The organism is Chryseobacterium sp., assembly GCF_008014695.1.
Taxonomy (GTDB): domain Bacteria; phylum Bacteroidota; class Bacteroidia; order Flavobacteriales; family Weeksellaceae; genus Kaistella.
The window spans coordinates 256,411-282,049 of sequence record NZ_VOXE01000003.1; the positions used below are offsets into that span (position 1 = coordinate 256,411).

Sequence of the window (25,639 nt, forward strand, 5' to 3'; positions counted from 1 at the left end):
TTTTGTTTGAGTCGAACTACTTTTTCAAAATTAGAAAAAATATTATAGGTCTTCTAATTCTATTCCCACAGTACTGAAAATTTTCTCCACAGCGTCATAAAAAGTCAGATGATATTGTTTGATGAATCCACTGGTTGCGAATTTTCTTATCGTGTTGTTTTCAGATATGCTGATGGAATTACTTCCACCATCCGGTATTCCCATTACAAATTCATTTGGTTCTCCCTTATTTACGATTCTTGGCATCTCCAAATCCTCTTGTTTTATCCGATGAATGTGGGCTTTTATGGCATTGTATTCTGCGGCAGTAATTCTTATTCTGTCAAGCTGCTCACTTTTGTAAACTATTCTAACGGACACATTTTTCTCTCTGGCCGCTGTGGTAGGGATTAATTTAATGTTGATTCTGTCATCCTTAATCACCGTATAATTTTTATGATTGAATTCGATAAAATCTACATCTGCCCTTTTTACAGCACAGGAGGTTATTAAAAGAAAGAAAACGGAGTAAGGTAATAGAGTTTTCATAAATTTTGGACTAAATCTATTAGAGGATTATTGGAAAGAGTACGTTAAAGGAGGTTTCCTAGTGGCGGACTGCATTATCTGCAGTCCTACATTTCAACCCTAGAACGATGGTTGCTGTTAAATTGTAGGGAAATATAAAAAATACAAAACTGAAAATGGCTTTTAAAGGCCAACCGATTCCCATTTGACTTTCCCTGATTTCTTTTGCTTTTTGAAGCAGATGAGGTGGTACATGTTCAAAATATTCAAATTCATTCATTCCATTTTCATTGTAACCCATTTTCTTGAGCAGAATATTATCTGAAAGTTCAGCAAACCAATAAACCGCAACGAAAGTAAGTATTGCCGAGATGAGTAAACATAGAATTAAGGAAAATGATATGCTGATCAGTTTGCTGTAATTCCGATATTGAAGTTTTTTATGGATGAAGAATGGAAACAATAGTATCGCCGCGAATAAAATTAAAGAGGTAAAGTGTATTAATATTTCTAAAATTTTAATGCTCATATCATAATGATTAATTGATTTCTATCCTTTTAGTTCTTCATATTCTTTCAACATTTTCTTTGTCGCCAATCCTTTCCAGCTGTGTTCCAGGACTTCCGTCAGCAACTTCTTGTCGTAGTGATGGATCCACATGCAGATATACGGGTACGCTTTAAAATGGTCGGGCAGATGAAAGATTTCCGGATGGCTGTCCAGATACCGGTCCCGTATTTCAAAGTCGAGACGTATCGGGATAAATGCGCCGCTGTCATGAAGCCGGCACATCAATTTGCCGCGGACTTTTACCGAAGGGGTTCCTTCATGAGAAACGCTCTCTTCGGTATCCGGAAAAGTCAAAGCAATATTCTTTACGGCCTCAAAATCAGCGGGGTTAAAGTTGACGGTTTTGCTTTTCATGGTAAATCTGTTTGAACTACACCTATAATCCAGATTAAAGAAAATTTAATGAATGGAGTTGCCTTTACTTACGGTCTACGGCCGGACTACGGCCGGACTACGGCCGGACTAGGGCCGGACTAAGGCCAGACTAAGGCCAGACCAACATCAACTAAAAAGTTCCTTTTCCCGCCGAATACGCAACATCTACTGTTAAAAAACAAGCATTATTGCCTGCCAAAATATCCAGAAATGTTGCCCAGACTCAGCGGTTTAAAACGACAGTTGGACGAAGGCGAAACGAATACGAGACGAAGCGATAACTTACTCCAAACACTGCCAAAAAGACAACTCTTTCACTTTTACAAAAATTCACCTTCAGCAATTCACTCCAGAGGAAATTCACTCCAAAAGATTCATTTGAAAGATTTCACGCGAAGCATTTACTCCATTACCGCTTTCAGCTTTTCCATATACTCGTACGCCGTCAGGTCAAACTTTACCGGCACTACTGAGATATATCCTTCCGAAAGTGCAACCTCATCGGCATCTTCGCTCATGTCCATATTGTTGAAATAGCCGGAAAGCCAGAAATAGGTTTTCCCGTGCGGATTCACGCGCTCATCGAAGCTTTCTTCCCATTTCGCATCGGCCTGTTTGCACACGCGAATGCCTTTGATTTCTTCCGCTTTCAGTTTCGGAATGTTTACGTTGAGCACAATTCCTTTCGGCATCGGATTTTCGAGGACTTTCCTGACGATTTCCTGAATGTGGGTCTTCGCCTGAGTAAAATCGGCATCCCAGCTGAAATCGAGCAGGGAGAATCCGATGGCCTGAAGCCCTTCAACACCGGCTTCCACCGCAGCACTCATCGTGCCGGAATAAATAACGTTGATGGAGGAGTTTGCACCGTGGTTGATGCCCGAAACCACAAGGTCAGGACGGCGCGTCAGGATTTTGTCGAGGGCGAATTTCACACAGTCAACAGGCGTTCCGCTCAGCGAATAATCCTTCTGCGGACCTTCCAGGCTGATTTCTTCAAAAGTAAGGGTAGAGTTGATGGTGATCGCGTGTCCTTTCCCGCTCTGAGGCGAGTTGGGCGCCACCACCACCACTTCACCGATTTCGTTCATGAATTTTACAAGGTTCCGCACGCCCGGCGCGGTAATGCCGTCGTCGTTAGTGACTAATATCAAAGGTTTCTGCATTAATTTCTGGGTTTTAAACAAAAATAAGTAAAAAAAGAGGGTAAAATATAAATAAGGTATTAATTTTGATGCTTCAGAATTCCGTGTAACAAAAACAAGGAATTGTTTACTTATTTATCCTATACCATAATATATGTTCAAGAAACTTAAAATCAATACTTTACTTTTATTCGTTCCCCTCACATTTCTGATGTTCTGTTTCAACTCACCGAAAGACGATGATGAAAAAATGTCGACGATTATGATGAGTGTGCAGAAGACGCTTTCTTACCTGCATTACAGCCCGAAACCCATCAACGATGCCTATTCGCAGGATGTGTATGCAAAATATTTCGAGATGACGGATCCGGCAAAACGCTATTTCCTGCAGTCGGATATGGATGAATTCAGCAAGCACAAAACGAAACTCGACGATTACCTTACGCGTGGTGATCTTGTTTTCTATAAACTGACCATTGACCGTCTGTATCAAAGAGTTGATGAGATCGATAAGATGACCCAAGACATCCTCGCAAAACCGATTAACCTGAACGAAGACGAAACCCTGATCCTGGAACCCAAGATCAAGAAAAATCCTGTAAACTCTAAGGAACAGTACAACGAGTGGAAGAAATACATCAAATACAACATCCTTCAGGAAATCGAAACCCTCAATTCCAAGGAAGAATCCCAAAAGAAGAAAAAGGATTCTGTCATCAAATACAAACTGCAGGATACGATTAAGCTGAACATAAAAACTCAGGATGAGAAAATCAAATTCGCAACTGATGAGGTGCGAGATCTGCTTACAGATTCTTTCAGAAGATCGAAAAAGGTGAAGAAAATGGACTGGTTTACACGCTATATGAATGCTTATACCGAAGTTTTTGATCCGCATACGAATTATTACTCCCCGAAAGACAAAGAAGATTTCGACACCAATTTCACCGGAAAAGTCATCGGAATCGGCGCGATCATTCAGGAGAAGAAAGGTTTTCTTCAATTGGGTCAGCTCACGATTGGAGCACCTGCCTGGAAATCGAAACAGCTTTCCGAAGGCGATAAGATCCTGAAAGTAAAATCAAAACCCAGCGAAGAGCCTGTGAATGTGGTGGGCATGCTTTCCGATGAAGCGGTAAGACTCATCCGCGGCGAAAAAGGAGTTCCTGTAACCCTGACAGTTGAGAAAAAAGACAAAACGATTAAGGACGTGACAATGATCCGCGAAGAGGTGGTGATTGAAGATACATTTGCACGAAGTATTATTGTAAACGCTTCAGACGGTAAAAAATACGGATTCATCAGCCTTCCGGGGTTCAATGCTGATTTCGAAGATGCAAAAGGAAGAAATGCTTCGGATGATATTAAAAACGAGCTTATCAAGCTTAAAGAACAGAAAGTTCAGGGTGTAATCCTGGATTTGCGGAACAACGGCGGCGGAAGTTTAACCGAAGTGGGCGATATTATGGGATTGTTCATGAATGCCGGTCCTTACGTTCAGGTAAAAGACGGCAACGGAAAGATACAGACCCTGAAAAACAAGACAAATGCACCGCTTTGGACAGGACCACTCGTAATTATGCAGAATGAACTTTCGGCATCAGCCTCCGAGATTCTTGCGGGCGCGATGCAGGATTACGGTAGAGCTTTGGTCATCGGTTCCCCACAGTCTTTCGGAAAAGGAACAGTGCAGACTTTTGTAGACCTGAACAGATTCCTGAACACGAATGATGATTTCGGTTCGCTGAAACTCACCATACAGAAATTCTACCGAATCACCGGAGAATCTACCCAGCGAAAAGGGATTGTATCTGATATACAGACCAACGATTACTTTACCTATGCTGAAATAGGAGAGCGGTACGATGATTATGCACTGGCCTGGGATAAGATTCCAGCATACAGTTTTACAAAAGGAAATTACTTTAACGCAGCAGCCCTCGAAAAATCGAGCGCAGCAAGAATGGCGAAAAACAAATATTATCAGCTTCTGCTCGAATCTGCAAAATGGAAAGAAAATCTGGATAAAGAGGAAACCATTCCACTCAACATTACCAAATTTAATGACCTTATGACGCAGAGAAAGGCTCAGATAGAAAAGTTCAAATCTCTGGATAAGTTCGAAAACGGACTCAAGTTTGCCCTTTACCAAAGCGAAATCGACCGTGAAAAGAGCGACGAGGTCTTTAAAAAGAAATCCGAAAACTGGGTGAAGAATCTAACGAGAGACCTTTACCTTCAGGAAGCCGTGAACATTGTTTCTGAAATGAAATAATTTACCCAACATATTAAATTAAAAAAGCCCTTCGACTGAAGGGCTTTTTGCATGCGTAAAATGAATATTATTTGATCTCTACACAGCCAACTCTTCCGCCCGCATTACCGGTTGGCTGGGTCATAAAGTCGTCTTTGCCTGCGTGAATGACAATGGCTTTATTCATGATGTTTTTAGATTCATCCGCACAGTTAAGGCACCATTTGTCGGTTTTGAATACCAGTCGTGCAGTACCTTCCTTATTCGCCGTCAGGTTTCCGATGTCTCCCATATGGAAATGTTCAGCGCCCCATTTTCCGTGATCGTTCTTGGAGGGGTTCCAGTGTCCGCCTGCAGAGCTCGCATCAGCAGCAGAGCAGTCGCCTTTTTCATGGATATGAACTGCATGAATTCCGGGAGTGAGTTTATACACATTCAGGTCCATTTCTACATTTTTCCCGGTTTGGGAAAACTTCGCTGTGCCCTGAGTATCGGTGCCGCTTTTTGAGTTGATGGTGTAGGTCTTGGTGGTAGAGCAGGAAACCGCAAATGCAGCGCCGCAAACCAGTAAAGAAATTTTGGTAATTTTCATATCGGTTGTTTTAGTATTAAAATGATCCCATAAAGTTAAGGAAAATATATTTTAGGGTCTGGGAACCGTTCAGAGAGCATTTTAAACCCTTCAGAACAAATTATTTTTAACAGATGCTGTTTTGTAAATATCTTTGAGCCATAAAACGCAACAATGAAAACCAAATTTAAAATTCTTCTTCCGGTATTCCTGTTTCTGCATCTTTTTTCAAGTGCGCAGGTGACGATTTCCGGAAATGTAAGCTTTAAAAACAAAGGGGTGAAGGACATTTCCGTTACCCTTAAGGACACGTATGACGGTGCAACGACCGATGAAAAAGGGGATTACACCTTTGAAACAACAGAAAAAGGAGGTCATACTTTAGTGTTCACGAATCCTAAATTCCAGTCTGTAGAGAAAACGGTACTACTTGAAAACAGCCCGCTGACGGTAAATGCGGATCTTAAGGAAGAGATTTCTGAGATTGATGCCATTGTGATTTCTGCCGGCTCCATCGAAGCCAGCGATAAGAAAAGAGCGACAGCGCTGCTCACTCCAATCGATATTTATACCACCGCGGGAGCCGACGGACAGATTTCCTCCGCATTGAATTATCTTCCAGGTGTGCAGAAAGTGGGCGAAAACGAAGGGCTGTTCGTGCGCGGCGGAACGGGTGCTGAAACCAAGATCTTTATGGATGGGAGCCTCATCAACAATTATTTTACAAGTTCAGTTCCAGGAATTCCGGGAAGAGACCGCTTCAACACCTCGCTTTTCAAAGGAAATATCTTTTCCAGCGGTGGTTATTCGGCACTTTACGGTCAGGCGCTTTCCGGAGTGCTGCTTCTCGAGAGTGTGGATCTACCCGATACGAGTTCCTATGATTTCGGCATTTCCCCGATTTTCGTAAGCGGTTCCATGCAGAGACTGAGCGAAGACAAAACGTTTTCTTACGGCGCAAGTCTGTCTTACTTCAATCTTGAACTGATGCAGAAACTCTTCAATTACAACACCGATTTTTCGCAACCGCCGCACGGTTTCGGGGGCGATGCCAATTTCAGGATAAAAACCAGATCCGGCGGAATGTTGAAATACTACGGCAGTTTCGATACGAATAAAATGGCTGTGAATTCACCAAGTCTGGAACCGGAGTATGATGAAAGCAAGGTGAAACTGAATTCTTCGAACACCTATCATAATCTTTCGTACAAACAGAAATTCGGGAAATACCTGCTGAATGCGGCAACTTCTTACTCGTTTAATGATGCGGATCTGAAGTTCTCCACGATCTCAAATGGAACGGAAACTCCCCAGAATGATTTCAGTTCAAAGGGAAACTATCTCAATTTCAAAACGGTTCTCGACCGAAAAATCGGCAAAATCAGTACGGTTAGAGGAGGAGTGGAATTCAACAATGCTCATGAAACGAATAATTTCGGAAAGGATTTCAACGATCTGATTTCTGCTGTTTTTGCAGAGACCGATCTGGGGTTCAGCAACAGTTTTTCTGCCAAAATCGGAATGAGGGCAGAGAATTCATCATGGCTGAATAAAACCAATCTCGCGCCAAGGCTGGCTTTGGCGTACCGACTCTCAAAAAACTGGACGACTTCTCTAGCCTACGGAATTTTCTATCAGAATCCTGAAAATAAATACCTGAATGCAGATGCGCCCCTCACTTTTCAGAAGGCGGAACACTATATCCTGCAGGTTCAGCGGTCTTCAGAAGGCAGAAGCTTCCGCCTCGAAGGTTTTTATAAAAATTATGACCGCCTGATCAAGACTTTCGGAGATCAATATGTACAGACGGCCGTCAGCAATAGCGGAAACGGATTCGCAAAAGGCGTTGAGGTATTCTGGAGGGATAAAAAATCCCTGAAGGATATCGATTACTGGATTTCCTACTCGTTTCTGGATTCCAAGCGGGATTTTATGAATTACCCTGTAAGTCTGGTTCCGGGTTTTGCTGCACAGCATACTTTGTCGGCTGTGGCTAAAAAATTTGTCGTTAAGTGGAAAACAGGATTTAATATGTCCTACACCTATGCCTCCGGACGGCCATATTATGACATTATTTCAGCAAACGGTGCCAATATAATCCGACACGAAGGAAGACTGAAAGATTACAACGGGCTTAATTTCAGCGTGAACTATCTCCCGAATTTAGGAAAAAAGGATTCGAAAGCCTTCACGGTGCTGGTTCTGAGCGTTTCCAATATTTTGGGAAACAAAAACGTTTTCGGATATAATTTTTCACAGGACGGGAACCGAAGTGCAGCAGTGGTGCCACCCGTGAACACTTTTGTTTTCGTCGGAGCCTTCATCAGTTTTGGTGTCGACAAAACGAATGATGCCATCAACAACAACCTTTAGAACGGTTCAGTTACCGAAATACGCCTTTCGAAAGAAAATATTAAAGAACAAAACAAAATTCAAATATCTTTGAACTCATAAAACATTAAAAATTCATACAATGAAAAATTTATTATTAGCGCTTATGGTCTTCTGCGGTTATACTGCTTTTGCACAGACCAATTACGAAAAAGTAATGGCCGAAAAAATTGCTAAGATAGAACAGTGCAAAACCCCGGAAGATTTTACGGCCCTGGCCAATGATTTCTTAAGAATCGGAGAGAAAGAGACGACACAATGGCTTCCTTATTACTATGCTGCTTTCTCTCATATCCAAAAAGGAAGAACGATGATGCGGGACGGCAAAGTTTCGGAACTGGATCCTATTGCAGAAGAGGCTCAGAGAGCACTGGATAAAGCGGAGGCTTTAAGTAAAGAAAATGCGGAAATCCTTATTCTGCAGAAAATGATACACAGTTTAAAAATGATGGTGAATCCACAGGAGCGGTTTATGAGCGAGGGAATGATGGCGTCGGAAATGTTGAGTAAGGCGGAAAAAGTGGATCCCGAAAACCCGAGAATTACCCTGCTGAAAGCGGAGGATATTTATTTCACCCCTCAACAGTTTGGTGGAAGCAAAGAAAAAGGACTTGAGTTTTTTCAGAAATCATTGGAACAGTTTAAAAACTATAAGACCAAATCGGCAATTGATCCGAACTGGGGGCAGGGCGAGGCAGAATATTTCTTGGCGAATAAGCCTTAGGTATATATTAAAAAATTAAGGTGCACTAAAGCTCATCATCCCATATAATTTACTAAAAATGATGAAAAAAGTAATATTCCTATTCGGCGTTCTGTTTTTCAGTATTTGTGTTGGCCAGGAAACTTTTAAACCTGAAATTTCGGTAAAGTCTCAACAAGCTGAGTTTAGAAATGGCGGTACTGAGAATTTCAGAAAGTTGATTGCTGAGAATTTCAGAATTAGGAAGGTGCAGGGCAGTGGAAAATTATCGTGCAACATCACGTTTGTTGTGGAAAGAGCTGGGACTCTTTCTCAAATACAAGCGTCGGGAACAAGCGATAGTTTCAATAAGGAGGCGATAAGAGCAGTTCAGAAAATTAAAGAAAAATGGATACCTGCAATGTTTAATAATGAAAAAGTAAGAACCAGATACCGGATACCGCTGAATTTAGATTTTGGATAAAATTTATTTCCCGATCATTTTTTTTATCGAATTCAGCTTCATCAAGGCCTCAATCGGCGTCAAAGTATTGATGTCGATTTTTGTGAGCTCTTCGCGGATGTTTTCCAGGACAGGATCATCGAGCTGGAAAAAGGAAAGCTGCATGTTTTCTTCAGTAAGAGCTTTTGTCTTGTCTTTGGAACCGCTTTGGGTACGGCTTTTTTCAAGGGTTTTCAGTACTTCGTTCGCGCGGTTCACGACTTTTGCAGGCATTCCGGCCAGTTTGGCGACATGAATCCCGAAGCTGTGTTCGCTGCCGCCCGGAAGCAGTTTCCGCATGAAGATAATATTGCCTTTGTTTTCCTGAATGGAAACGTGAAAGTTCTTGATCCTTTCAAAATTCACCGTCATCTCATTCAGTTCATGATAATGCGTGGCAAAAAGCGTTTTGGCCTGCGTCGGATGCTGATGCAGGTATTCTGCAATCGCCCATGCAATCGAAACTCCGTCGTAGGTGGAGGTTCCGCGCCCGATTTCGTCCAGCAGAATTAAACTTCGGTCCGAGATATTGTTGAGGATATTCGCGGCTTCATTCATTTCCACCATAAAAGTGGATTCTCCTGCCGAAATATTGTCGGTAGCGCCGACTCTTGTGAATATTTTATCTAACACCCCAATTTCCGCATGTTTTGCAGGCACAAAACTCCCGATCTGCGCCATCAGACAGATGATCGCGGTCTGACGGAGAATCGCTGATTTACCGGCCATATTGGGTCCTGTCACCATAATGATCTGCTGTGCATCTTTATCCAGAAACAGGTCATTCGGGATGTATTTTTCTCCGAGCGGCAATGCATTTTCAATGATGGGGTGGCGCGCTTCCTTCAGACTGATTTCGAAACTGTCATTAAGGATCGGTCTCGTATAACTTTCTGATACCGCCAGTTCCGATAAACCAACGCCACAGTCCAGTTCAGAAATAATCCTGGAATTATCCTGAATCCTATCCATGTAGATCATCACATTTCCGCAGACTTTCCGGTAAAGTTCCTGCTCAATTTTGGAGATTTTTTCTTCTGCACCGAGAATTTGGTCTTCGTATTCCTTGAGTTCTTCGGTAATATACCTTTCAGCGTTTACCAGCGTCTGTTTACGGATCCAGTCGCCTGGGACCTTGTCTTTATGCGTATTACGGACTTCAATAAAATACCCGAAAACGTTGTTGAAACTGATTTTCAGGCTGGTGATTCCGGTTCTTTCGATTTCGCGCTCGCACATTTCGTCGAGAAAGTTCTTTCCTTTGCTCTGAAGTCCGCGAAGATGATCGAGGTCTTCGGAAATTGCTGCTTTTATGACGTTTCCCTTTGCAATATTAACGGGAAGTTCATCGTTCAGGTAATTCTGAAGATACTGGATGAGTTCATGCAAATCGTTCAGCGGTTCCACCCACGCCAAAAAATCTGCAAAAGGATGAAGTAAAGCTTTGATCTGGTGAATGTTGATTAAACTCTGCCGCAGATAACCGACTTCTTTCGGGCAGATTTTTTCCGAGGCCAATTTGCCCATGAGACGGTCCAGATCGGAAATGGATTTCAGCAGCTGCTGGATTTCGTATTTTAAAGAATCTTCTTTGTTGAAAAACTCAATCAGATTCAGTCTTCTGTTGATTTCATCGACGGATTTAAGGGGCAGAATAAGCCGTCTTCTCAGCAGTCTTCCACCCATCGGAGTTGCGGTTTTGTCAATGATGTCCAGAAGAGATTTTCCCTGCGGATTGCTCGGATAAACAATTTCCAGATTTCTCAGCGTAAAATTATCCATCATCAGATAATCATCCTGCGGAATGATTTTTATTTTCGTAATGTGTTGCAAAAGAGCGTGGTGCGTGTCTTCAACCAAATAGGCGAAAATCGCTCCTGCAGCAGTGACGCCAAGTCTGAGATCATCGACTCCAAAACCTTTCAAGGAATTGGTTTTGAAGTGATTCGTAAGCTTTTCGTACGCGTAATTGTACTGGAAAGCCCAGTCTTCGAGTTTGAAGGAATTTTTATTTTTAAGCTGAGCGGGAAGTTCTGTGGACCGCTGATAAATGATCTCACTGGGATCGAAAGTGTGAACAATATGCAGCAGTTTCTCAATATTTCCTTCAGAAACCAGAAATTCACCTGTAGATACGTCTACTAAAGCTATTCCGTATTTTTCTTTCTCTTTGTGAACAGAAAGGAGGAAATTGTTTTTCTTTGAGGTCAAAACCTGCTCATTGAAGGTCACTCCCGGTGTTACAAGTTCGGTAACGCCACGTTTTACGATGCCTTTTGCGACGGTTTTGGGGTCTTCCAGCTGGTCACAGATCGCTACGCGAAGTCCGGCCCGTACCAGTTTTGGCAAATAGGAATCGATGGAATGGTGTGGAAAACCGGCCAGTTCAATATGGCCTTCACCGTTCGCTCTTTTGGTAAGAACAATGCCTAAAATCTGGGCCGTTCTCACGGCATCGCTGCCGAAAGTTTCATAGAAATCTCCCACGCGGAACAGCAGAAGAGCATCAGGATATTTCGCCTTGATGGTGTTGTACTGCGTCATTAAAGGAGTTTCTTTCTTTGCCATGTGATGCTTTTAACCTTAAGTCTGATGCTTCAGGGTATATTTTAGTTAATTTTGCCAAAAATACGAAAATGTCATCCACAAAGAAACTGAAACTCGAAGAATTAGGGCGAATTGATGTAGAAACATTTAAGAAAACCGGGAAAATTCCTTTGGTCGTGGTTCTGGATAATGTCAGAAGTATGCACAATGTTGGCGCCGTTTTCAGAACTGCCGATGCTTTTCTGGTGAAGAAAATAATTCTCTGCGGAATCACACCGCAGCCTCCGCACCGTGAAATTCACAAAGCCGCGCTCGGTGCCACCGAAAGTGTGGACTGGATGTATGAGAAAAATATTTCCGACGCAATTCAAAATTTAAAAAAAGAGAATTATCAAATTATAGGGATTGAACAGACTTCGGATTCAGTCATAATTAGTGACCATCAGATCAATAAACAGGAAAAATATGCGCTGGTTCTGGGAAATGAGGTTGATGGTTTAACTGATGAGGCGCTGCCGCTTTATGATACTTTTCTTGAAATCCCGCAACTGGGAACAAAGCATTCATTGAATGTTTCCGTGTGTGGCGGAATTGTGATGTGGGAATTCTTTAAAAACCTGAAATAAAAAACTGCAAAATCCTGATGGATGATGCAGTTTGAAATAAATCTAATAAAAAGTAAAAATGAAAGGCTACAAAGATATATTTTAGAAATGATATGATGCAAATTTATTTTGCAGAATTTTAAATTTATTTTGAAAGGTCTGGTTTTTTAAATTTATCGTAAATTAGCATGATGTTTATTAAAGATTATATTTCGAAAGATTATCCCGCCTTTAATTTTTCCGATTCCATAGAATATGCCTCAGAATTTGCGAAAGATTTCGGCTATTCCCATATTTTCGTGAAGAACAAAGGGGTATTTGCAGGCGCATTAAGCCAGTCTTTTCTGGAAGAAAGCCCGGAAGGAACTTTACAGTCTTTGGAAATTCATTTTGAAAAATTTGCGATCCGTGAAGATGGAAATATTCTGGATACGGTCAAGCTTTTTCATATTTTCGACGCGAATATCGTCCCGGTAATCGGCAAGACCGAAAAATATCTCGGCTATATTTCGTGCGACGACATTTTCAGCGAATTTTCCAAATATCCGCTTTTTTCCGAAAACGGCGCCATCCTTACCATACAGACCACGAGCAAGCATTATTCGTTTACTGAAATTGCAAAAATAATCGAAACGAATAACGCCAAAATCTATGGGTGCTATGTAAGTGCCATTAATGAAGATAATTTTCAGCTGACGATGAAGATTAGCAGCGATAACCTCAGTTCTATTGATGAGACTTTCGAGCGTTACGGATACAACGTGGTTCACAAACATTATAACGACGAAAAAGAAGACCTTTTGAAGGACAGATTTGGGTTTTTACAGAAATTTATAGAAATTTAATCGATGAAAGCGGCAATTTACACCCAGAAAAAAGATGCAGATACTTTTATCTACCTCAGTAAAATTATATCGGAACTGGAGCAAAGGGGTGTTAAATCTGTTCTTTATTCGGAGATGGCCACCGCCATGCAGTTTTCAAATGATTTCGAGACTTTTTCTGGAAAAGAGGACCTTTCGGAGAAGAAGGTCGACTGGTTTTTTACCTTCGGCGGCGACGGAACCATTGTAACTTCCCTGCTCTTTGTTCAGGATCTTGACATTCCGATTGTCGGAGTAAATACCGGCAGGTTGGGATTTCTTTCCAGCTTTACGAAAGACGGTGTTTTCCAGGAACTCGATGACATCATCCGCGGACATGTAAAAATCAGCAAAAGATCCGTCATTGAAATTATTTCGCCTACAAAAGGGGATTTTTTCCCGTTTGCGCTGAATGATATTACCATTTCCCGGAAAGAAACCACCGCCATGATAACAGTAGATTCCTACATCAACGGCGAATTTCTGAATGTTTTTTGGGGGGACGGGGTGATCATTTCCACGCCAACCGGTTCCACAGCTTACTCGCTGAGCTGCGGCGGACCGATCATCACCCCAAATAACCACAATTTCTCCATTACCCCAATTGCCCCGCACAATCTGAATGTGAGGCCTTTAATCGTGAATGATGATGTGGAAATACATCTTAGAGTGGAGAGCCGCGTTCCGCAATATTCCCTTTCTCTGGATTCCAGATTGGTCAATATGGACACTGATGTAGAGATTATACTGAAAAAAGCAAAATTCCAGATATCGCTCATCCACCCCCATAATCTGAGTTTTTACGAGACGATCAGGCAGAAATTACTTTGGGGAAAAGACAAAAGGAACTGATGTTTTCTGCATAAAAATAGTAACTTTACACTTCAAAATTTATATCAAACTCTTTAAATACAATATTATGAGCAGACTTTTTCCGGCAGGAGTTGCCACAGGTCAAATGGTTACCGACATTTTTCAGCACGCCAAAGAAAATAAATATGCACTGCCTGCAGTGAATGTGATTGGCTCCAGCAACGTGAATGCAACAATGGAAACGGCGGCTAAACTCAATTCGCCTGTGATTATTCAGTTTTCCAATGGTGGTGCAGCGTTTAATGCAGGAAAAGGAATGAGCAATGATGCTCAGAAAGCGGCTATTTTAGGAGGTATTGCAGGAGCAAAACATATTCACACATTGGCGGAAGCTTACGGCGCTACCGTAATCCTTCATACCGACCATTGTGCAAAAAAACTTTTGCCATGGATTGACGGATTGATGGAAGGAAACGAAGAATTTTTCGCACAGACCGGAAAATCTCTTTATTCTTCGCACATGCTCGATCTTTCTGAAGAGCCGATTGAGGAAAACATGGATATTTCATGTAAATACTTCGAGAGAATGGCTAAAATCGGAATTACGCTCGAGATTGAACTGGGTGTGACCGGTGGTGAAGAAGACGGCGTTGACAATTCCGGTGTTGATTCTTCAAAACTGTACACACAGCCCGATGAAGTGGCCTATGCTTATGAAAGACTGAAAGCCATCTCGCCGAACTTTACCATTGCTGCTGCTTTCGGAAATGTTCACGGCGTTTACAAGCCGGGAAATGTAAAACTGACCCCAAAAATCCTCGATAATTCTCAAAAATACGTTCAGGAAAAATTCGGGACCGGGGAAAAACCTGTAAACTTCGTTTTCCATGGCGGCTCAGGATCGAGTGTTGAAGAAATACGAGAAGCCATCAGTTACGGCGCCATTAAAATGAATATCGATACTGATCTTCAGTTTGCCTATACCGAAGGAATCAGGGATTATATGGTGAACAATCTGGAATATCTTAAATCCCAGATCGGAAATCCGGACGGAGACGACAAGCCGAACAAGAAATTCTATGACCCGAGAGCCTGGATAAGAAAAGGTGAAGAAACCTTCAGCACAAGATTGGTGCAGGCATTTGAGGATCTCAACAATGTAAATACACTGAAGTAATCAATTTTTTCGGTTTAAAGAAAGACATCTTTTTCCTGAATTGAATTAATAAGCTAAATTTGCACGGTTAAAAATTCAGAATTTTTAATTTAAAATTTCAACAATGGCATTCGACTGGTTTAAAAGAAAAACAAAAAATATCACCACTTCCACGGAAGACAAAAAAGATGTTCCGAAAGGACTTTGGCATCAGACTCCAACAGGAAAAGTAATTGAGCACGAAGAATTGAAGGCGAACAATTATGTGTCGCCTGAAGATGGTTTCCACGTAAGAATCGGAAGCAGCGAATTCTTTTCGATCCTTTTTGATGGGAATAATTTTCAGGAACTCGACGCCAATGTGGAAAGTGTGGACATGCTGAATTTTAAGGATACAAAACCGTATGTTGACCGTCTTAAGGAAGTTTCTGCAAAAACGAAGCTTAAAGACTCTATCAGAAATGCAGTCGGGACCGTAAACGGAACCAAAATGGTGGTTTCCTGTATGGATTTTGCCTTTATCGGCGGATCTTTAGGATCGGTGATGGGCGAAAAAATCAGACGTGCGGTTGATTACTGTATTGAAAACAGACTTCCGTACATGATCATCTGTCAGTCCGGTGGAGCCAGAATGCAGGAAGCAACCTATTCACTGATGCAATTAGCAAAAGTACAGTCGAAATTAGCACAGCTTTCAGAAGCCGGGCTTCTTTACATTGCATATCTGTGCGATCCTACTTTCGGCGGAATTACCGCTTCTTTTGCCATGACAGCAGATATTATTATGGCGGAACCCGGAGCTTTGATTGGTTTTGCAGGACCTAGGGTCATCCGAGAAACGATCGGAAAGGATTTACCTGAAGGTTTCCAGACTTCGGAATTTCTTCAGGAAAAAGGTTTTGTAGATTTCATCGTCAAGAGGACAGAAATTAAAGAAAAAGTATCAAAAACGATCAACCTTTTGGTTCAATCTTAAGGGATTTGTAACAAAATGATAAAAATCTCTCCTAATCAGGGGAGATTTCTTTTATGAGACAGACTGCGAAAATTTTTTTCAATACTTTAAAGACCTTAAGCTTCAAAAAAATCATAAGGCTTTTGAAGCTGGTTATCCCGCATCCTTTATTTTTTATATTGAGTTCCATCGGAACCGTTAAAAGTTTCGTGATTGCGAAAAAGTATTTTCCGAAAACCAATTCTTCCGACGGTATTGGGAATGCATACCGTCATGCACTTTGGTGCTGCCTGATGATGATGTACTGCTGCAAGATATCTTCGCCCCAGAAAGCATTGAAATTCTGTAAAAAAATGACCGACCTGCACGAAGAACTTTTCCCCAATGAACCGCTGCAGAAAATGATGGACTTGCATAACAACAAGGTTGGAATGGATTACTTCATGGCACTTTTGCCAACTGTTCACCGGCAGTTTTTTGAAACTTCATTCTTTGTGGATGGCCTTTTTGAAAAGACAAAAACCGCCAAAATTCTGAAGAACTTGGAAGATAATTTTCCAGGTGATCTGGTGTACCTAACGAAGTAACGTTACAGAACAACTTTCTGACAGATTTCTACTACTAAACTTTTCGGCGCTCGCTTCGCTCGCGCCCCCCTTCCGACAAATCAAGCTTCCTGTAATCCGGCATGGCTTTTCACCAGTTCATTCTGTACATTCGGCGGAACCAGTTGGTAATCCGAAAACTTCATCGAGAATTTGGCCCTGCCTCCTGTTATGGAACGGAGGGAAGAACCATAATCATGCATTTCAGCCAGCGGAACTTCGGCGATAATTTTCTGATAGTGTCCTTCTGAATCCATACCCGAAATCATGGCACGTCTCGTCTGCAGGTCGCCCATCACATCACCGGTATCTTCATCAGGACAGAGAATTTCTACATGATAAACCGGTTCCAGAAGCTGGGGTTTTGAATTCTGGAAGGCTTCTCGGAACGCCCCGGAAGCAGCCAGCTGAAAAGATATGTCGTTTGAGTCCACGCTGTGCATTTTCCCGTCATAAACGCAGACCCTTACATTTTGGCAGTGTGAACCGGTTAAAGGGCCTTCTTTCATCTGCTGCATAATCCCTTTTTTTATGGCGCCGATGTAGCGGTTGTCGATCGTTCCGCCAACGATGCACCAGTAAAAAGCGAGTTTCCCGCCCCACGGCAAATCTTCAATATCTTTCTGGCGGATGTTCATTCCGGTGGGTTCGTCCATGCCGTCGTAGAAATTTTCGACGCGCATATGAATTTCGCCGAACTGACCTGCGCCGCCCGACTGTTTTTTATGCCGGTAATCGGCGTCGGCTCTTCCGGTAATGGTTTCGCGGTATGGAATTTTCGGGTTGCTGAAGTTCATTTTCACTCCAAATTCTTTCAGCAGTCTTTGTTTTACCAAATCCAGATGCAGCTGTCCCTGACCATGCAGGATCGTCTGTTTCAGTTCTGCAGACTGTTCTACTTTCAGGGTAGGATCTTCCTCCTCTATTTTATGTAAAGCGGTGACCAGTTTTTCCATATCTGCCGAAGAATCGGCGGAAACTGCTTTCCGGATCCGGCTTTCCGGAAATTCCATCGGCCGTATCTTTCGCTCCAGGCCTTTTGAATTGAGGGTATTATTCGAATGCCCGTATTTTAATTTAACGGTAACACCCAAATCTCCAGCAACAAGTTCACTAACAGGAGTCCGGTCTTTTCCTTCGGCAACAAAAAGCTGGGAAATCCTTTCCACTTCACCGTTATTGGCATTGACAAGTTCATCACCAGGTTTGAGGATTCCGCTTAAGACTTTGAAATAGGAAACCATACCGACCTGCGGTTCAGAGAGGGTTTTATAAATGAAAATCGTGGTTTTATCATTTGGATCGCAAGGGATTTCCATCTCATTTTCAAGTTTTCTTGCCGGCCTTTCCGCGGGTGAAGGTGCAATATCATCAATAAATCCCATTAATCTCCCGCTTCCCATGTCCTTCAGGCCGCTGGTGACAAAGACCGGAAAAAACTGCTGTTTCGCCAGGGCAACGGTAATTCCTTTTGCCAGTTCATCTTCCGAAAGATTGCCTTCCTCAAAATATTTTTCCATCAGTCCTTCCTCATTTTCCGCAGCGACTTCCACTAAAGCGTTATGCATGGCGTTGGCCCTTTCCATTTCACTTTCCGGAATGGGTTTTTTCTCCGGTTTTCCGCCTTCAGCCGGGAATTTGTACATCACCATTCTCAGGACATCGATAATGGCATTAAAACTAACCCCGGAATTGTAAGGATACTGTAGAGGTAGGAGTTTATTGCCGAAACGTTCTTTTGCCTGTTCCAGTGTTTTTTCAAAATCGGCTTTGGGATGATCCATCTGATTGATGACAAAAATCGCAGGAGTCTGATATTTCTCCACATATTCCCAAACGATTTCTGTTCCTACCTCCACACCGTTTGCAGCGTTCAGAACAATCACTGCGGTATCGGCAACTTTCAGTGAAGAAACGGTTTCACCAACGAAATCGTCGAATCCGGGCGTGTCGATAATGTTTATTTTGTTGTATTTCCAGTTTACGAACATCTGGTGGGAGAAAATAGTGTTTCCGCGGTCGTGTTCAATGTCGGTATAATCGCTTACCGTGTTGCGGGTTTCCACAGTGCCACGGCGCTTTATCGCCCCTCCTTCGTAGAGCATGGTTTCTATAAGCGTAGTTTTACCGGAACCGGAATGGCCGAGCAAAACCACATTTCGTAAATTTTGGGTGTTTGTACTCATCATATTTAAGTTTAGAATTTTAAAAATGAGTAAAAAGGAAATGCAGGTGCATTTGATTTTTAGGAACTTAAAGTTACAAAAGTTTTAAAATGATATTGAAAAAAAGACAGATGAATTTTGAAAACAAACAATGATTTTTAACATTTTTACGGCAAAAACACTATTTTTATGAAAATTTTTGAAGAATGGTCTTAAGCAGAATCTGGAGCGCATTTATTATTGTGGCAATTTTGGTGGCGAGTGTAAAATATATGTTTTCAGACCATTATAAAGCCATTTATAACGATATGGTGGTAGGGAAAAGCGGCGATACGGTTCAGATTGCTTCCCAAAACATGAATTCACTTGCCCCATTGGTAAAGGACAGCTTATTTGTGAAGCCCGATTTTGCCCAGAACAGGATTCATTACAAAACAGATTCTGCAAAATCTACAGTGAATGTTTATCGCGTTCAGGAAACTGACGGTGTGATCGGAACTTCAGAAACAGCCGTTAAAATATGTCTGGGTCTGATTGGAATCATGACGCTGTTCATGGGTTTTATGAGCATCGCAGAAAAGGCAGGTGGCATCAATTTATTATCCCGGCTGATTCAGCCTTTTTTCTCCAAACTTTTCCCCGAAATTCCCAAAAATCATCCTTCATTCGGGCATATGCTTCTGAATTTCTCAGCAAATTTATTAGGATTGGACAATGCAGCGACTCCGTTTGGGCTGAAAGCCATGGAAAGTCTTCAAACTTTAAATGTTGATAAAGACCGCGCCAGCAATTCACAGATCATGTTTCTGTGCCTTCACGCGGGAGGTTTAACGCTGATTCCGGTTTCCATCATTGCTATTCGCGCGTCGATGGGTTCGGTAACCCCAACGGATATTTTTCTGCCGTGTATGATCGCGACTTTTGCAGCAACAATGGCGGCGATGATCGTGGTTTCCCTGTACCAGAAAATCAATCTGCTGCAGCCTGCCGTTATCGCATATGTTGGCGGGATCTCAATAATTGTAGGTCTGCTCGTGGTCTATCTGGTCAGTTTATCGAAAGGTGAACTTGATGATTTCAGCAAACTGCTGAGCAACGGAATCATCCTTCTGATTTTCTTCGCGATTATTCTGGGTGGCGTTTATAAAAAAATCAATGTGTTTGAGGCTTTTATTGAAGGGGCAAAAGAAGGTTTCTGGACGTGTGTGAAGATCATCCCGTATTTGGTGGGAATGCTCATCGCAATTTCGCTGTTAAGAACTTCCGGCGTCTTTGATGTCATCATCGACGGAATGAAATGGGTCGCCAGTGTTGCCGGCTTTGATACGAGATTTGTAGACGGGCTGCCGACTGCACTGATCAAACCGCTATCAGGTTCCGGAGCAAGGGGAATGATGGTGGATACGATGCAGACATTCGGAGCCGACAGTTTTCAGGGAAGGCTTGCTGCTGTTTTGCAGGGAAGTTCAGATACCACTTTTTATGTGATTGCGGTTTATTTTGGCGCGGTCGGAATCAAAAACACCCGGTATGCAGTTCCCGCAATGCTTTTGGCTGACCTGGTCGGAATCATCACCTCAGTCATTTTAGCCTACATATTCTTTGCTTAAAACATCATCATGGAAAACGACGAAAAACAGACTGCTTTTGAGAAAACAACAGAAACAATCGGCTGGCTCAGGATTTTTTTATCTCCTTTTTTGATTGGCCTCATCATTTCAGCAGTGATTTATTTTTCCTATCCCAATATCTGGACGATGATCGCTTCTTGTGCAGTTTTGGCGTTAAGTGTTGTGCTGGGCGCAAAGATGGCTTCGAATGCCGCGAAAGAACATGGCACTATGAATTATATTTCAAGAACGGCTGCAACGCCGGAACTTGATGAAAATTTAAAAAAAGATCAAAATGATACACGATAAAGATTACATCATCCGGATTGTTAAGCAGTTTTCAGAAGCGCTTTCAAAACTTCTCCTGGAAAAAAACGAAGGTACGTTGCCGGAAGATCAGCGGATTTTTGATACCAATATGAATGATACTTTCAAAATGGATTTTGAAGCACTGTCAGCGCTTTCTGCGGATGAAATGATCAGCATGATTAATGCGAAAGACAGCGCTCATCACATCCCTTATTTTGAATTGCTGGGACATTTGTTTTATCTGAAAAACCGCGAGACCGGCAGAAAGGATTTTGCGGAAAAAGCCCAGACTTTTTATCAGCTGTATCTTCAGAAAAGCGGAATATTTTCCCTCCCCATTGTCAACAGGATTACTGAACTTAAAAGTTCTTAAATTTAGAAGGAAATGCGGTAAGTTCCGCTGGAGAAAGTAGGGGCGTTTTCGGCTTTCACATATTTTTTGACCCAGCCGATGGAGGTTGAAACCACGCATGGATCAGAAATCCCGCCAGAGCGTCTTGCGGAGACCACATTTCCGTTTTTATCCACGGTATAAGAAATCGTAATGCTTCCGCTTGCTGAACAGCTGTGCGAAGGCTGTGAACCGCCTCTTCCCATCGTTCCGGGAATATAGCCGGTTAATTTTCTGTCGATTCCAATAGTACTGTCTCCGTTTCCATCGCCGCCGAGCGGATCGCCTTGATTGCCGATGGTACCGTTCGTGCCCTGAGTTCCGGCTTTCGTACCTCTTCCTTTAATCAGATTTCCGATGGCGGCAGTTCCTTTTCCGTCGCCTGAACCGGTTTTGGAATTTGCAGTAGTTGCTTTTGATCCGGATTTTTTGGTATTGCTTGCCGAAGAAGGTTTAGTGGTGGTTTTTGTGTTTTTTTCAGAAATTTTCACCGAAGTTTTCGATTGTGTTCCTGTAAGTATTTTTTCGTTTGGAATGACCTTTTTGTCGGGAGACAGAAGTTTGTTTTCTTCCGATTTTGAGAGAACTGCAGCTGAGGTTTCCGGATCCAGAGTCGCTTCAGCAGCGAGGCTTCCGTCCTGATTTGCGGGCTCTTCGAGGCCGTTTCCGTTTCTGTTATCGCCGAAATTAACCAATATTCTGGTCACCACCTCTTTTTCTTCCGGTATTCTTTCGGTTACCTTGTAAAGAAAAACAAAAAGCAGGACGGCAGACCAAACCAAAGCAGTGATCACACCACTTTTAAGTCTGTCTCTGTTTTCTTCCTGATTATTGATGCTGTAATCGTTCATTTTCGATTATTCTTCCTGAATTGTTGCGATGGCAATATTAAATTTATGTTTTTCTGCAATTTCCATAACGTACACCACATCTTTATGCAGAGAATTTCGGTCTGCTCTGATCGTAAACGATGCGTTTTGGGAATTTTTCAGCTGGTTTACAAGTACTGATTCCAGCTCCTCTTTTTTTACAGCGGTATCTCCTAAAAAATAGGAGCCATCCTGTTTAATGCTCACCGAAACTTCGTTAGGAATGTTCGGATTCTCGATCTCTCCCTTCGGAAGTTTCACATCAATCGCACTTTGGCTTGCAGCAGAAGAAGTCACCATAAAAAAGATCAGGAGAAGCAGAATTACATCCACCATTGCAGCCAGACTGAAATCGGGATTGGCCTTATTTCTTCGTTTGAGGTTCATTTTTTATGAAGGTTTATTGATGATGTCGAGAAAATCTGTAGAAAGATGCTGCACCTTTAATACAAATTTGTCAATTCTCGTCAGAAGTAAGTTGTAGAAAAAATTAGAAGGAATAGCGACGGCTAGACCGGTCGCGGTTTGTCCAAGAGCAGTATAAATTCCTTCTGAAAGTGTTTTTGGAGAAAAAGATCCTTCTGCATTCGACATGCTGAAAAATGCCATAATCAGTCCGATAACAGTTCCCAAAAGCCCGAGCATTGGCGCTAAACTGGGAACAGAAGCCAAAAGGTTGAGGTTTTTTTCGAGTTTTGCCACTTCAATCTGGCCCTGGCTTTCCATAGCGCTGACAATATCTGAAATTGGTCTCCCAATTCGGGTAATTCCTTTTTCCAGAATTCTAGCTTCCGGAGTGTTCTGGCGTACACAGTAATCCACGGCGGCATCAACACGCCCGTCACGCAGCAGATCAGCGATATTGTTCATCAGGTTGGTATCGTTGATTTTCAGCATCCGGTTGATGTAGAACAACCTTTCCAGAAAAATGTATAGCGCAAAAACTCCCAATGCTAAAACGGTGATCATCACGATATTGGCGAAAATGTTGCCGTGGAACATAATTTTCCAGAAAGAAAAAACGTGCTCCTGAGTTTCCGGGGTTACTGCTTGAACTGCTGCCTGTAAGAACATTTATTATGGTTTTAGATATTAAAAAGTAACGGTAAAAATAGGGATATATTGTTAAAAAGCCCCAGTTCAGATGAATTTTTTCATGCGTCCAGAGACTTTAAAAAGAATGAAAACTCCAGCACATCCTACGATAAAGAATAGTTCAGCACTGAAGAAAATTTCAGGATTTGTGTGGAGAACTCAGAATTAATTTTATAAATGGCCGTGAAATCAGTCTTCCTCCACCACAATTTCATCTGGTTTGAAGTGGCATTTGAGCTTAAAAGTGATGGGTTCATCGGAACCGGTGTAGAAATCATCGATATTTCCTTTCCAGCACAATTGAAGTTCCTCCTCCGAATTACGGTCAAAAGACAGTTCGTTATCATATAGATAAGCTTCCTCATCATCAAAAAGATCAACTTCCGTGTAAGATTCATCGGTGTCGTTGATTTCAAAAGATTTCCCATCAATTTCTGCATCCTCTATCGGAAAATCAATCACATTCAGGGAGAGTTGGGGGAAATTATACTGCAGCGAATCGTCATCCACATGATCCAACGATTCATCGGTAATGATTTCAACCTCCAGAAAATGTTGCTTGTTGCTGTAAACCGCTTTGCAATAAGTGCTTTTGATGTGGTATTTAAGGGTTTCGTCAGGATGGTAGATTTTTAAAATCCCTTTCATTTTCAAAGAAAAAAGTGTTAAATAATTGATTTTTAAACTGATTGAACAAAGATAAAAAATAGATTGAATGTGGAAAGTATTTTAAAGTTTTTTTAGCATGAAGCATCAAACAGCGGGTTTTAGTATAAAACATTAGCCAAAAAAAAGTAATTTAGCCTATCAAAATTTGTGTTATGAATAAAAGCTTGTATCTGGGAATTTTTTTTGTGGGATTAATGTCCGCCTTAATGTGCTGTAAAAAGAAAGATTATCCGCTTACAAAGGTTACTCCGCTTGAAATGGATTCAATAGCCGCTAATTATTACGAACAATATCTAAAACTCTATCCGCTTGAAGCTACGGCTCAGGGCGATTCGCGATACAACGATCAGTTGCCGATCAATATCGACAAGGATTTCATTTCAGGTGAAATATCTTTTTATAATTCGGTGCAAAACCAACTGAAAAAAGTGGATTATAAGAGCCTGAATGATGAAGACAAAACAGTTTACGACGTTCTGGATTATATGTTGAAGGACAAAGTTGAGCGATATGCCTATCATCCCGAGTATATTCCATTTACGCAGTTCAATGGTCTGCCGCTCGATTTTCCGCTATTGGGCAGCGGACAGGGAAGTCAGCCGTTTAAAACGGAAAAAGATTATAATGACTGGCTGAAAAGAATGGAGAAATTCCCGCAGTGGATGGATGCTGCAATCGAAAATTTCCGCGAAGGAATGGCCAATAATCAGGTGTTGCCAAAAACGCTTGTTGTGAAAATGATTCCCCAAATGAAAGCGGAAGAAATTGTTTCCGGTGATCTGGAGAAAAACATTTTCTACGGGCCTCTTCGCAGTTTTCCGAAGGATTTCAGTTCGGAACAGAAAGAAAAATTCACTGTACAGTACCGGGAGACGGTTTCAAAGAAAATAATTCCGACTTACCTGAAAATGGCAGAATTTTTAGAAAAAGAATATCTGCCGAAATCTAGGGCTACCTCCGGAATTGATGCTTTACCGAAAGGAAATGAAATTTACGCGTATTATGCAAAAAGCTGGACCACCACCAATTTAACGCCGGCACAAATCAGAAAAACCGGCTTGGATCAGGTCGCAATGCTCCGAGCAGAAATGGAAAAAGTAAAAAAACAGGTCGGGTTCACCGGAACACTGGAGGAATTCATTACCTCGGTTAAATCTGATCCAAAGGCAATGCCTTATAAAACAGATAAGGAAGTTCTGGACGCATTTAACGGGATTCTGAAAAAAATAACACCGAAACTGAAAACCATGTTCAGTGTAACCCCGAAAACGCCTTTTGAAATCCGGCAAACCGAGAAATTTCGTGAAGCCAGCGCCAGTGCTGAATATATTCCCGGAACTCCGGACGGGAAAAGAGCTGGGATATTTTATATTCCGCTACCCGATCCTACGAAATTCAATGTCACTTCAGCGATGGAATCTCTGTTTTTACATGAAGCAATTCCCGGCCATCATTATCAGGTTTCGTTGCAGCAGGAAAATACAAAACTTCCGAAATTTATGCGTTTTGGCTGGTTCGGAGCGTACGGTGAAGGCTGGGCACACTACTGTGAAACGCTAGGTCCTGAACTGGGACTTTATACGGACCCATATCAAAAAATGGGGTATTTAAGTGACCAGATGTTGCGCGCAGTGCGTCTTGTGGTAGACACCGGTTTACATACCGGAACCATGACGAGGGAGGAAGCAATCAAATATTTCCTGAACAATATCGCTTATGATGAAGCCGGTGCGACCGCTGAAGTAGAGCGCTATATGGCAATGCCCGGACAGGCACTTGGCTACAAGATCGGATCACTGAAGATTCGCGAACTCCGGAATAAATATCAAAAACAGTTGGGCAGTAAATTCAGTCTGGCAAAATTTCATGACGAAATCCTAAACCAAGGCGGTCTTCCGCTTGATGTGTTAGATAGGAAAATGAAACTCTGGGCTAAAAAACAGTAAATACTTAAGAAAATTTTGTAAAAAGATTTAGTTAAAAGTTGCC

25 protein-coding genes are annotated in these 25,639 nt (G+C 42.0%); 14 read left to right on the plus strand and 11 right to left on the minus strand.

Features of this window, described 5'->3' with window-relative positions:
* Window positions 1–42: 42 nt before the first annotated feature.
* From FUA25_RS09040 to surE, 4 genes are all read right to left on the minus strand, one after another.
* Window positions 43–528 (minus strand): hypothetical protein, encoded by a 486-nt coding sequence (locus FUA25_RS09040; RefSeq protein WP_147756590.1) that lies wholly within the window; start codon window positions 526–528, stop codon window positions 43–45.
* A 58-nt stretch (window positions 529–586) separates the two neighbouring features.
* Window positions 587–1,036, minus strand: coding sequence for a hypothetical protein (locus FUA25_RS13350; RefSeq protein WP_228411679.1), 450 nt, complete (start codon window positions 1,034–1,036; stop codon window positions 587–589).
* Between the two features lie 21 nt (window positions 1,037–1,057).
* Window positions 1,058–1,432 carry an MmcQ/YjbR family DNA-binding protein gene (locus FUA25_RS09050; protein ID WP_147756592.1) on the minus strand — a complete coding sequence of 125 codons (375 nt, stop codon included), beginning with the start codon at window positions 1,430–1,432 and terminating at the stop codon, window positions 1,058–1,060.
* A gap of 422 nt (window positions 1,433–1,854) precedes the next feature.
* Window positions 1,855–2,619 (minus strand): 5'/3'-nucleotidase SurE, encoded by a 765-nt coding sequence (gene surE / locus FUA25_RS09055; RefSeq protein WP_147756593.1) that lies wholly within the window; start codon window positions 2,617–2,619, stop codon window positions 1,855–1,857.
* Window positions 2,620–2,752: 133 nt separating this feature from the next.
* On the opposite strand from surE, the gene FUA25_RS09060 reads away from it, so the two are divergent.
* On the plus strand, window positions 2,753–4,873 hold the full coding sequence (locus tag FUA25_RS09060; RefSeq protein ID WP_147756594.1) for a carboxy terminal-processing peptidase: 2,121 nt from the start codon (window positions 2,753–2,755) through the stop codon (window positions 4,871–4,873).
* A gap of 67 nt (window positions 4,874–4,940) precedes the next feature.
* Here FUA25_RS09060 and FUA25_RS09065 read toward each other — a convergent pair whose 3' ends face one another.
* Complete coding sequence (locus FUA25_RS09065; protein ID WP_185146683.1) at window positions 4,941–5,444, minus strand: superoxide dismutase family protein; 504 nt, start codon at window positions 5,442–5,444, stop codon at window positions 4,941–4,943.
* A gap of 153 nt (window positions 5,445–5,597) precedes the next feature.
* Between FUA25_RS09065 and FUA25_RS09070 the strand changes: the two genes are divergently transcribed.
* From FUA25_RS09070 to FUA25_RS09080, 3 genes are all read left to right on the plus strand, one after another.
* Window positions 5,598–7,796, plus strand: coding sequence for a TonB-dependent receptor (locus FUA25_RS09070; RefSeq protein ID WP_147756595.1), 2,199 nt, complete (start codon window positions 5,598–5,600; stop codon window positions 7,794–7,796).
* Between the two features lie 100 nt (window positions 7,797–7,896).
* Window positions 7,897–8,538, plus strand: a complete 642-nt coding sequence (locus FUA25_RS09075; RefSeq protein ID WP_147756596.1) for a hypothetical protein — start codon at window positions 7,897–7,899, stop codon at window positions 8,536–8,538.
* Window positions 8,539–8,596: 58 nt separating this feature from the next.
* A complete protein-coding gene (locus FUA25_RS09080) occupies window positions 8,597–8,980 on the plus strand; it encodes an energy transducer TonB (RefSeq protein WP_147756597.1) in 384 nt (127 codons plus the stop codon).
* Between the two features lie 3 nt (window positions 8,981–8,983).
* Here the strand turns inward: FUA25_RS09080 and mutS are convergent, their stop codons facing one another.
* Entirely contained in the window at window positions 8,984–11,566 is a 2,583-nt protein-coding gene (gene mutS, locus FUA25_RS09085; protein WP_147756598.1) for a DNA mismatch repair protein MutS, read from the minus strand.
* 68 nt (window positions 11,567–11,634) lie between these two features.
* Between mutS and FUA25_RS09090 the strand changes: the two genes are divergently transcribed.
* The 6 genes from FUA25_RS09090 (at window position 11,635) to FUA25_RS09115 (ending at window position 16,524) form a co-directional block, all read left to right on the plus strand.
* Window positions 11,635–12,171, plus strand: coding sequence for an RNA methyltransferase (locus FUA25_RS09090; RefSeq protein WP_147756599.1), 537 nt, complete (start codon window positions 11,635–11,637; stop codon window positions 12,169–12,171).
* Between the two features lie 167 nt (window positions 12,172–12,338).
* On the plus strand, window positions 12,339–12,995 hold the full coding sequence (locus FUA25_RS09095) for a CBS domain-containing protein (protein ID WP_228411680.1): 657 nt from the start codon (window positions 12,339–12,341) through the stop codon (window positions 12,993–12,995).
* Between the two features lie 3 nt (window positions 12,996–12,998).
* Window positions 12,999–13,865 carry an NAD kinase gene (locus tag FUA25_RS09100; RefSeq protein WP_147756600.1) on the plus strand — a complete coding sequence of 289 codons (867 nt, stop codon included), beginning with the start codon at window positions 12,999–13,001 and terminating at the stop codon, window positions 13,863–13,865.
* Between the two features lie 67 nt (window positions 13,866–13,932).
* Window positions 13,933–15,003, plus strand: a complete 1,071-nt coding sequence (fbaA, locus tag FUA25_RS09105; RefSeq protein ID WP_147756601.1) for a class II fructose-bisphosphate aldolase — start codon at window positions 13,933–13,935, stop codon at window positions 15,001–15,003.
* A gap of 103 nt (window positions 15,004–15,106) precedes the next feature.
* Window positions 15,107–15,958 (plus strand): acetyl-CoA carboxylase, carboxyltransferase subunit beta, encoded by an 852-nt coding sequence (gene accD / locus FUA25_RS09110; protein ID WP_147756602.1) that lies wholly within the window; start codon window positions 15,107–15,109, stop codon window positions 15,956–15,958.
* A 53-nt stretch (window positions 15,959–16,011) separates the two neighbouring features.
* Complete coding sequence (locus tag FUA25_RS09115) at window positions 16,012–16,524, plus strand: DUF6973 domain-containing protein (protein ID WP_147756603.1); 513 nt, start codon at window positions 16,012–16,014, stop codon at window positions 16,522–16,524.
* An 80-nt stretch (window positions 16,525–16,604) separates the two neighbouring features.
* Here FUA25_RS09115 and FUA25_RS09120 read toward each other — a convergent pair whose 3' ends face one another.
* The gene (locus FUA25_RS09120; protein WP_228411681.1) at window positions 16,605–18,731 is read right to left on the minus strand and encodes an elongation factor G; all 2,127 of its coding nucleotides are present in this window, start codon (window positions 18,729–18,731) and stop codon (window positions 16,605–16,607) included.
* A 182-nt stretch (window positions 18,732–18,913) separates the two neighbouring features.
* Between FUA25_RS09120 and FUA25_RS09125 the strand changes: the two genes are divergently transcribed.
* The 3 genes from FUA25_RS09125 to FUA25_RS09135 are packed head-to-tail and all read left to right on the plus strand — an operon-like array spanning window position 18,914 to window position 20,999.
* Window positions 18,914–20,317 (plus strand): nucleoside recognition domain-containing protein, encoded by a 1,404-nt coding sequence (locus FUA25_RS09125; RefSeq protein WP_147756604.1) that lies wholly within the window; start codon window positions 18,914–18,916, stop codon window positions 20,315–20,317.
* Window positions 20,318–20,326: 9 nt separating this feature from the next.
* A complete protein-coding gene (locus FUA25_RS09130; RefSeq protein WP_147756605.1) occupies window positions 20,327–20,626 on the plus strand; it encodes a hypothetical protein in 300 nt (99 codons plus the stop codon).
* Window positions 20,613–20,999: a hypothetical protein gene (locus FUA25_RS09135; RefSeq protein WP_147756606.1), complete on the plus strand. Its 387-nt coding sequence runs from the start codon at window positions 20,613–20,615 to the stop codon at window positions 20,997–20,999. Before FUA25_RS09130 ends, FUA25_RS09135 begins: the two co-directional genes overlap by 14 nt.
* Before the next feature lie 2 nt (window positions 21,000–21,001).
* On the opposite strand, the gene FUA25_RS09140 is transcribed toward FUA25_RS09135, so the two are convergent.
* The 4 genes from FUA25_RS09140 to FUA25_RS09155 form a co-directional block, all read right to left on the minus strand.
* Window positions 21,002–21,868 carry a ferric siderophore ABC transporter substrate-binding protein gene (locus FUA25_RS09140; RefSeq protein ID WP_147756607.1) on the minus strand — a complete coding sequence of 289 codons (867 nt, stop codon included), beginning with the start codon at window positions 21,866–21,868 and terminating at the stop codon, window positions 21,002–21,004.
* A 6-nt stretch (window positions 21,869–21,874) separates the two neighbouring features.
* On the minus strand, window positions 21,875–22,273 hold the full coding sequence (locus FUA25_RS09145; protein ID WP_147756608.1) for an ExbD/TolR family protein: 399 nt from the start codon (window positions 22,271–22,273) through the stop codon (window positions 21,875–21,877).
* A 3-nt stretch (window positions 22,274–22,276) separates the two neighbouring features.
* Window positions 22,277–22,960, minus strand: a complete 684-nt coding sequence (locus FUA25_RS09150; RefSeq protein WP_147756609.1) for a MotA/TolQ/ExbB proton channel family protein — start codon at window positions 22,958–22,960, stop codon at window positions 22,277–22,279.
* 210 nt (window positions 22,961–23,170) lie between these two features.
* Window positions 23,171–23,629 (minus strand): hypothetical protein, encoded by a 459-nt coding sequence (locus tag FUA25_RS09155; protein WP_147756610.1) that lies wholly within the window; start codon window positions 23,627–23,629, stop codon window positions 23,171–23,173.
* Window positions 23,630–23,802: 173 nt separating this feature from the next.
* Here FUA25_RS09155 and FUA25_RS09160 point away from each other — a divergent pair, with 173 nt between their 5' ends.
* Window positions 23,803–25,596 carry a DUF885 domain-containing protein gene (locus tag FUA25_RS09160; protein WP_147756611.1) on the plus strand — a complete coding sequence of 598 codons (1,794 nt, stop codon included), beginning with the start codon at window positions 23,803–23,805 and terminating at the stop codon, window positions 25,594–25,596.
* The last annotated feature ends 43 nt before the right edge of the window (window positions 25,597–25,639 follow it).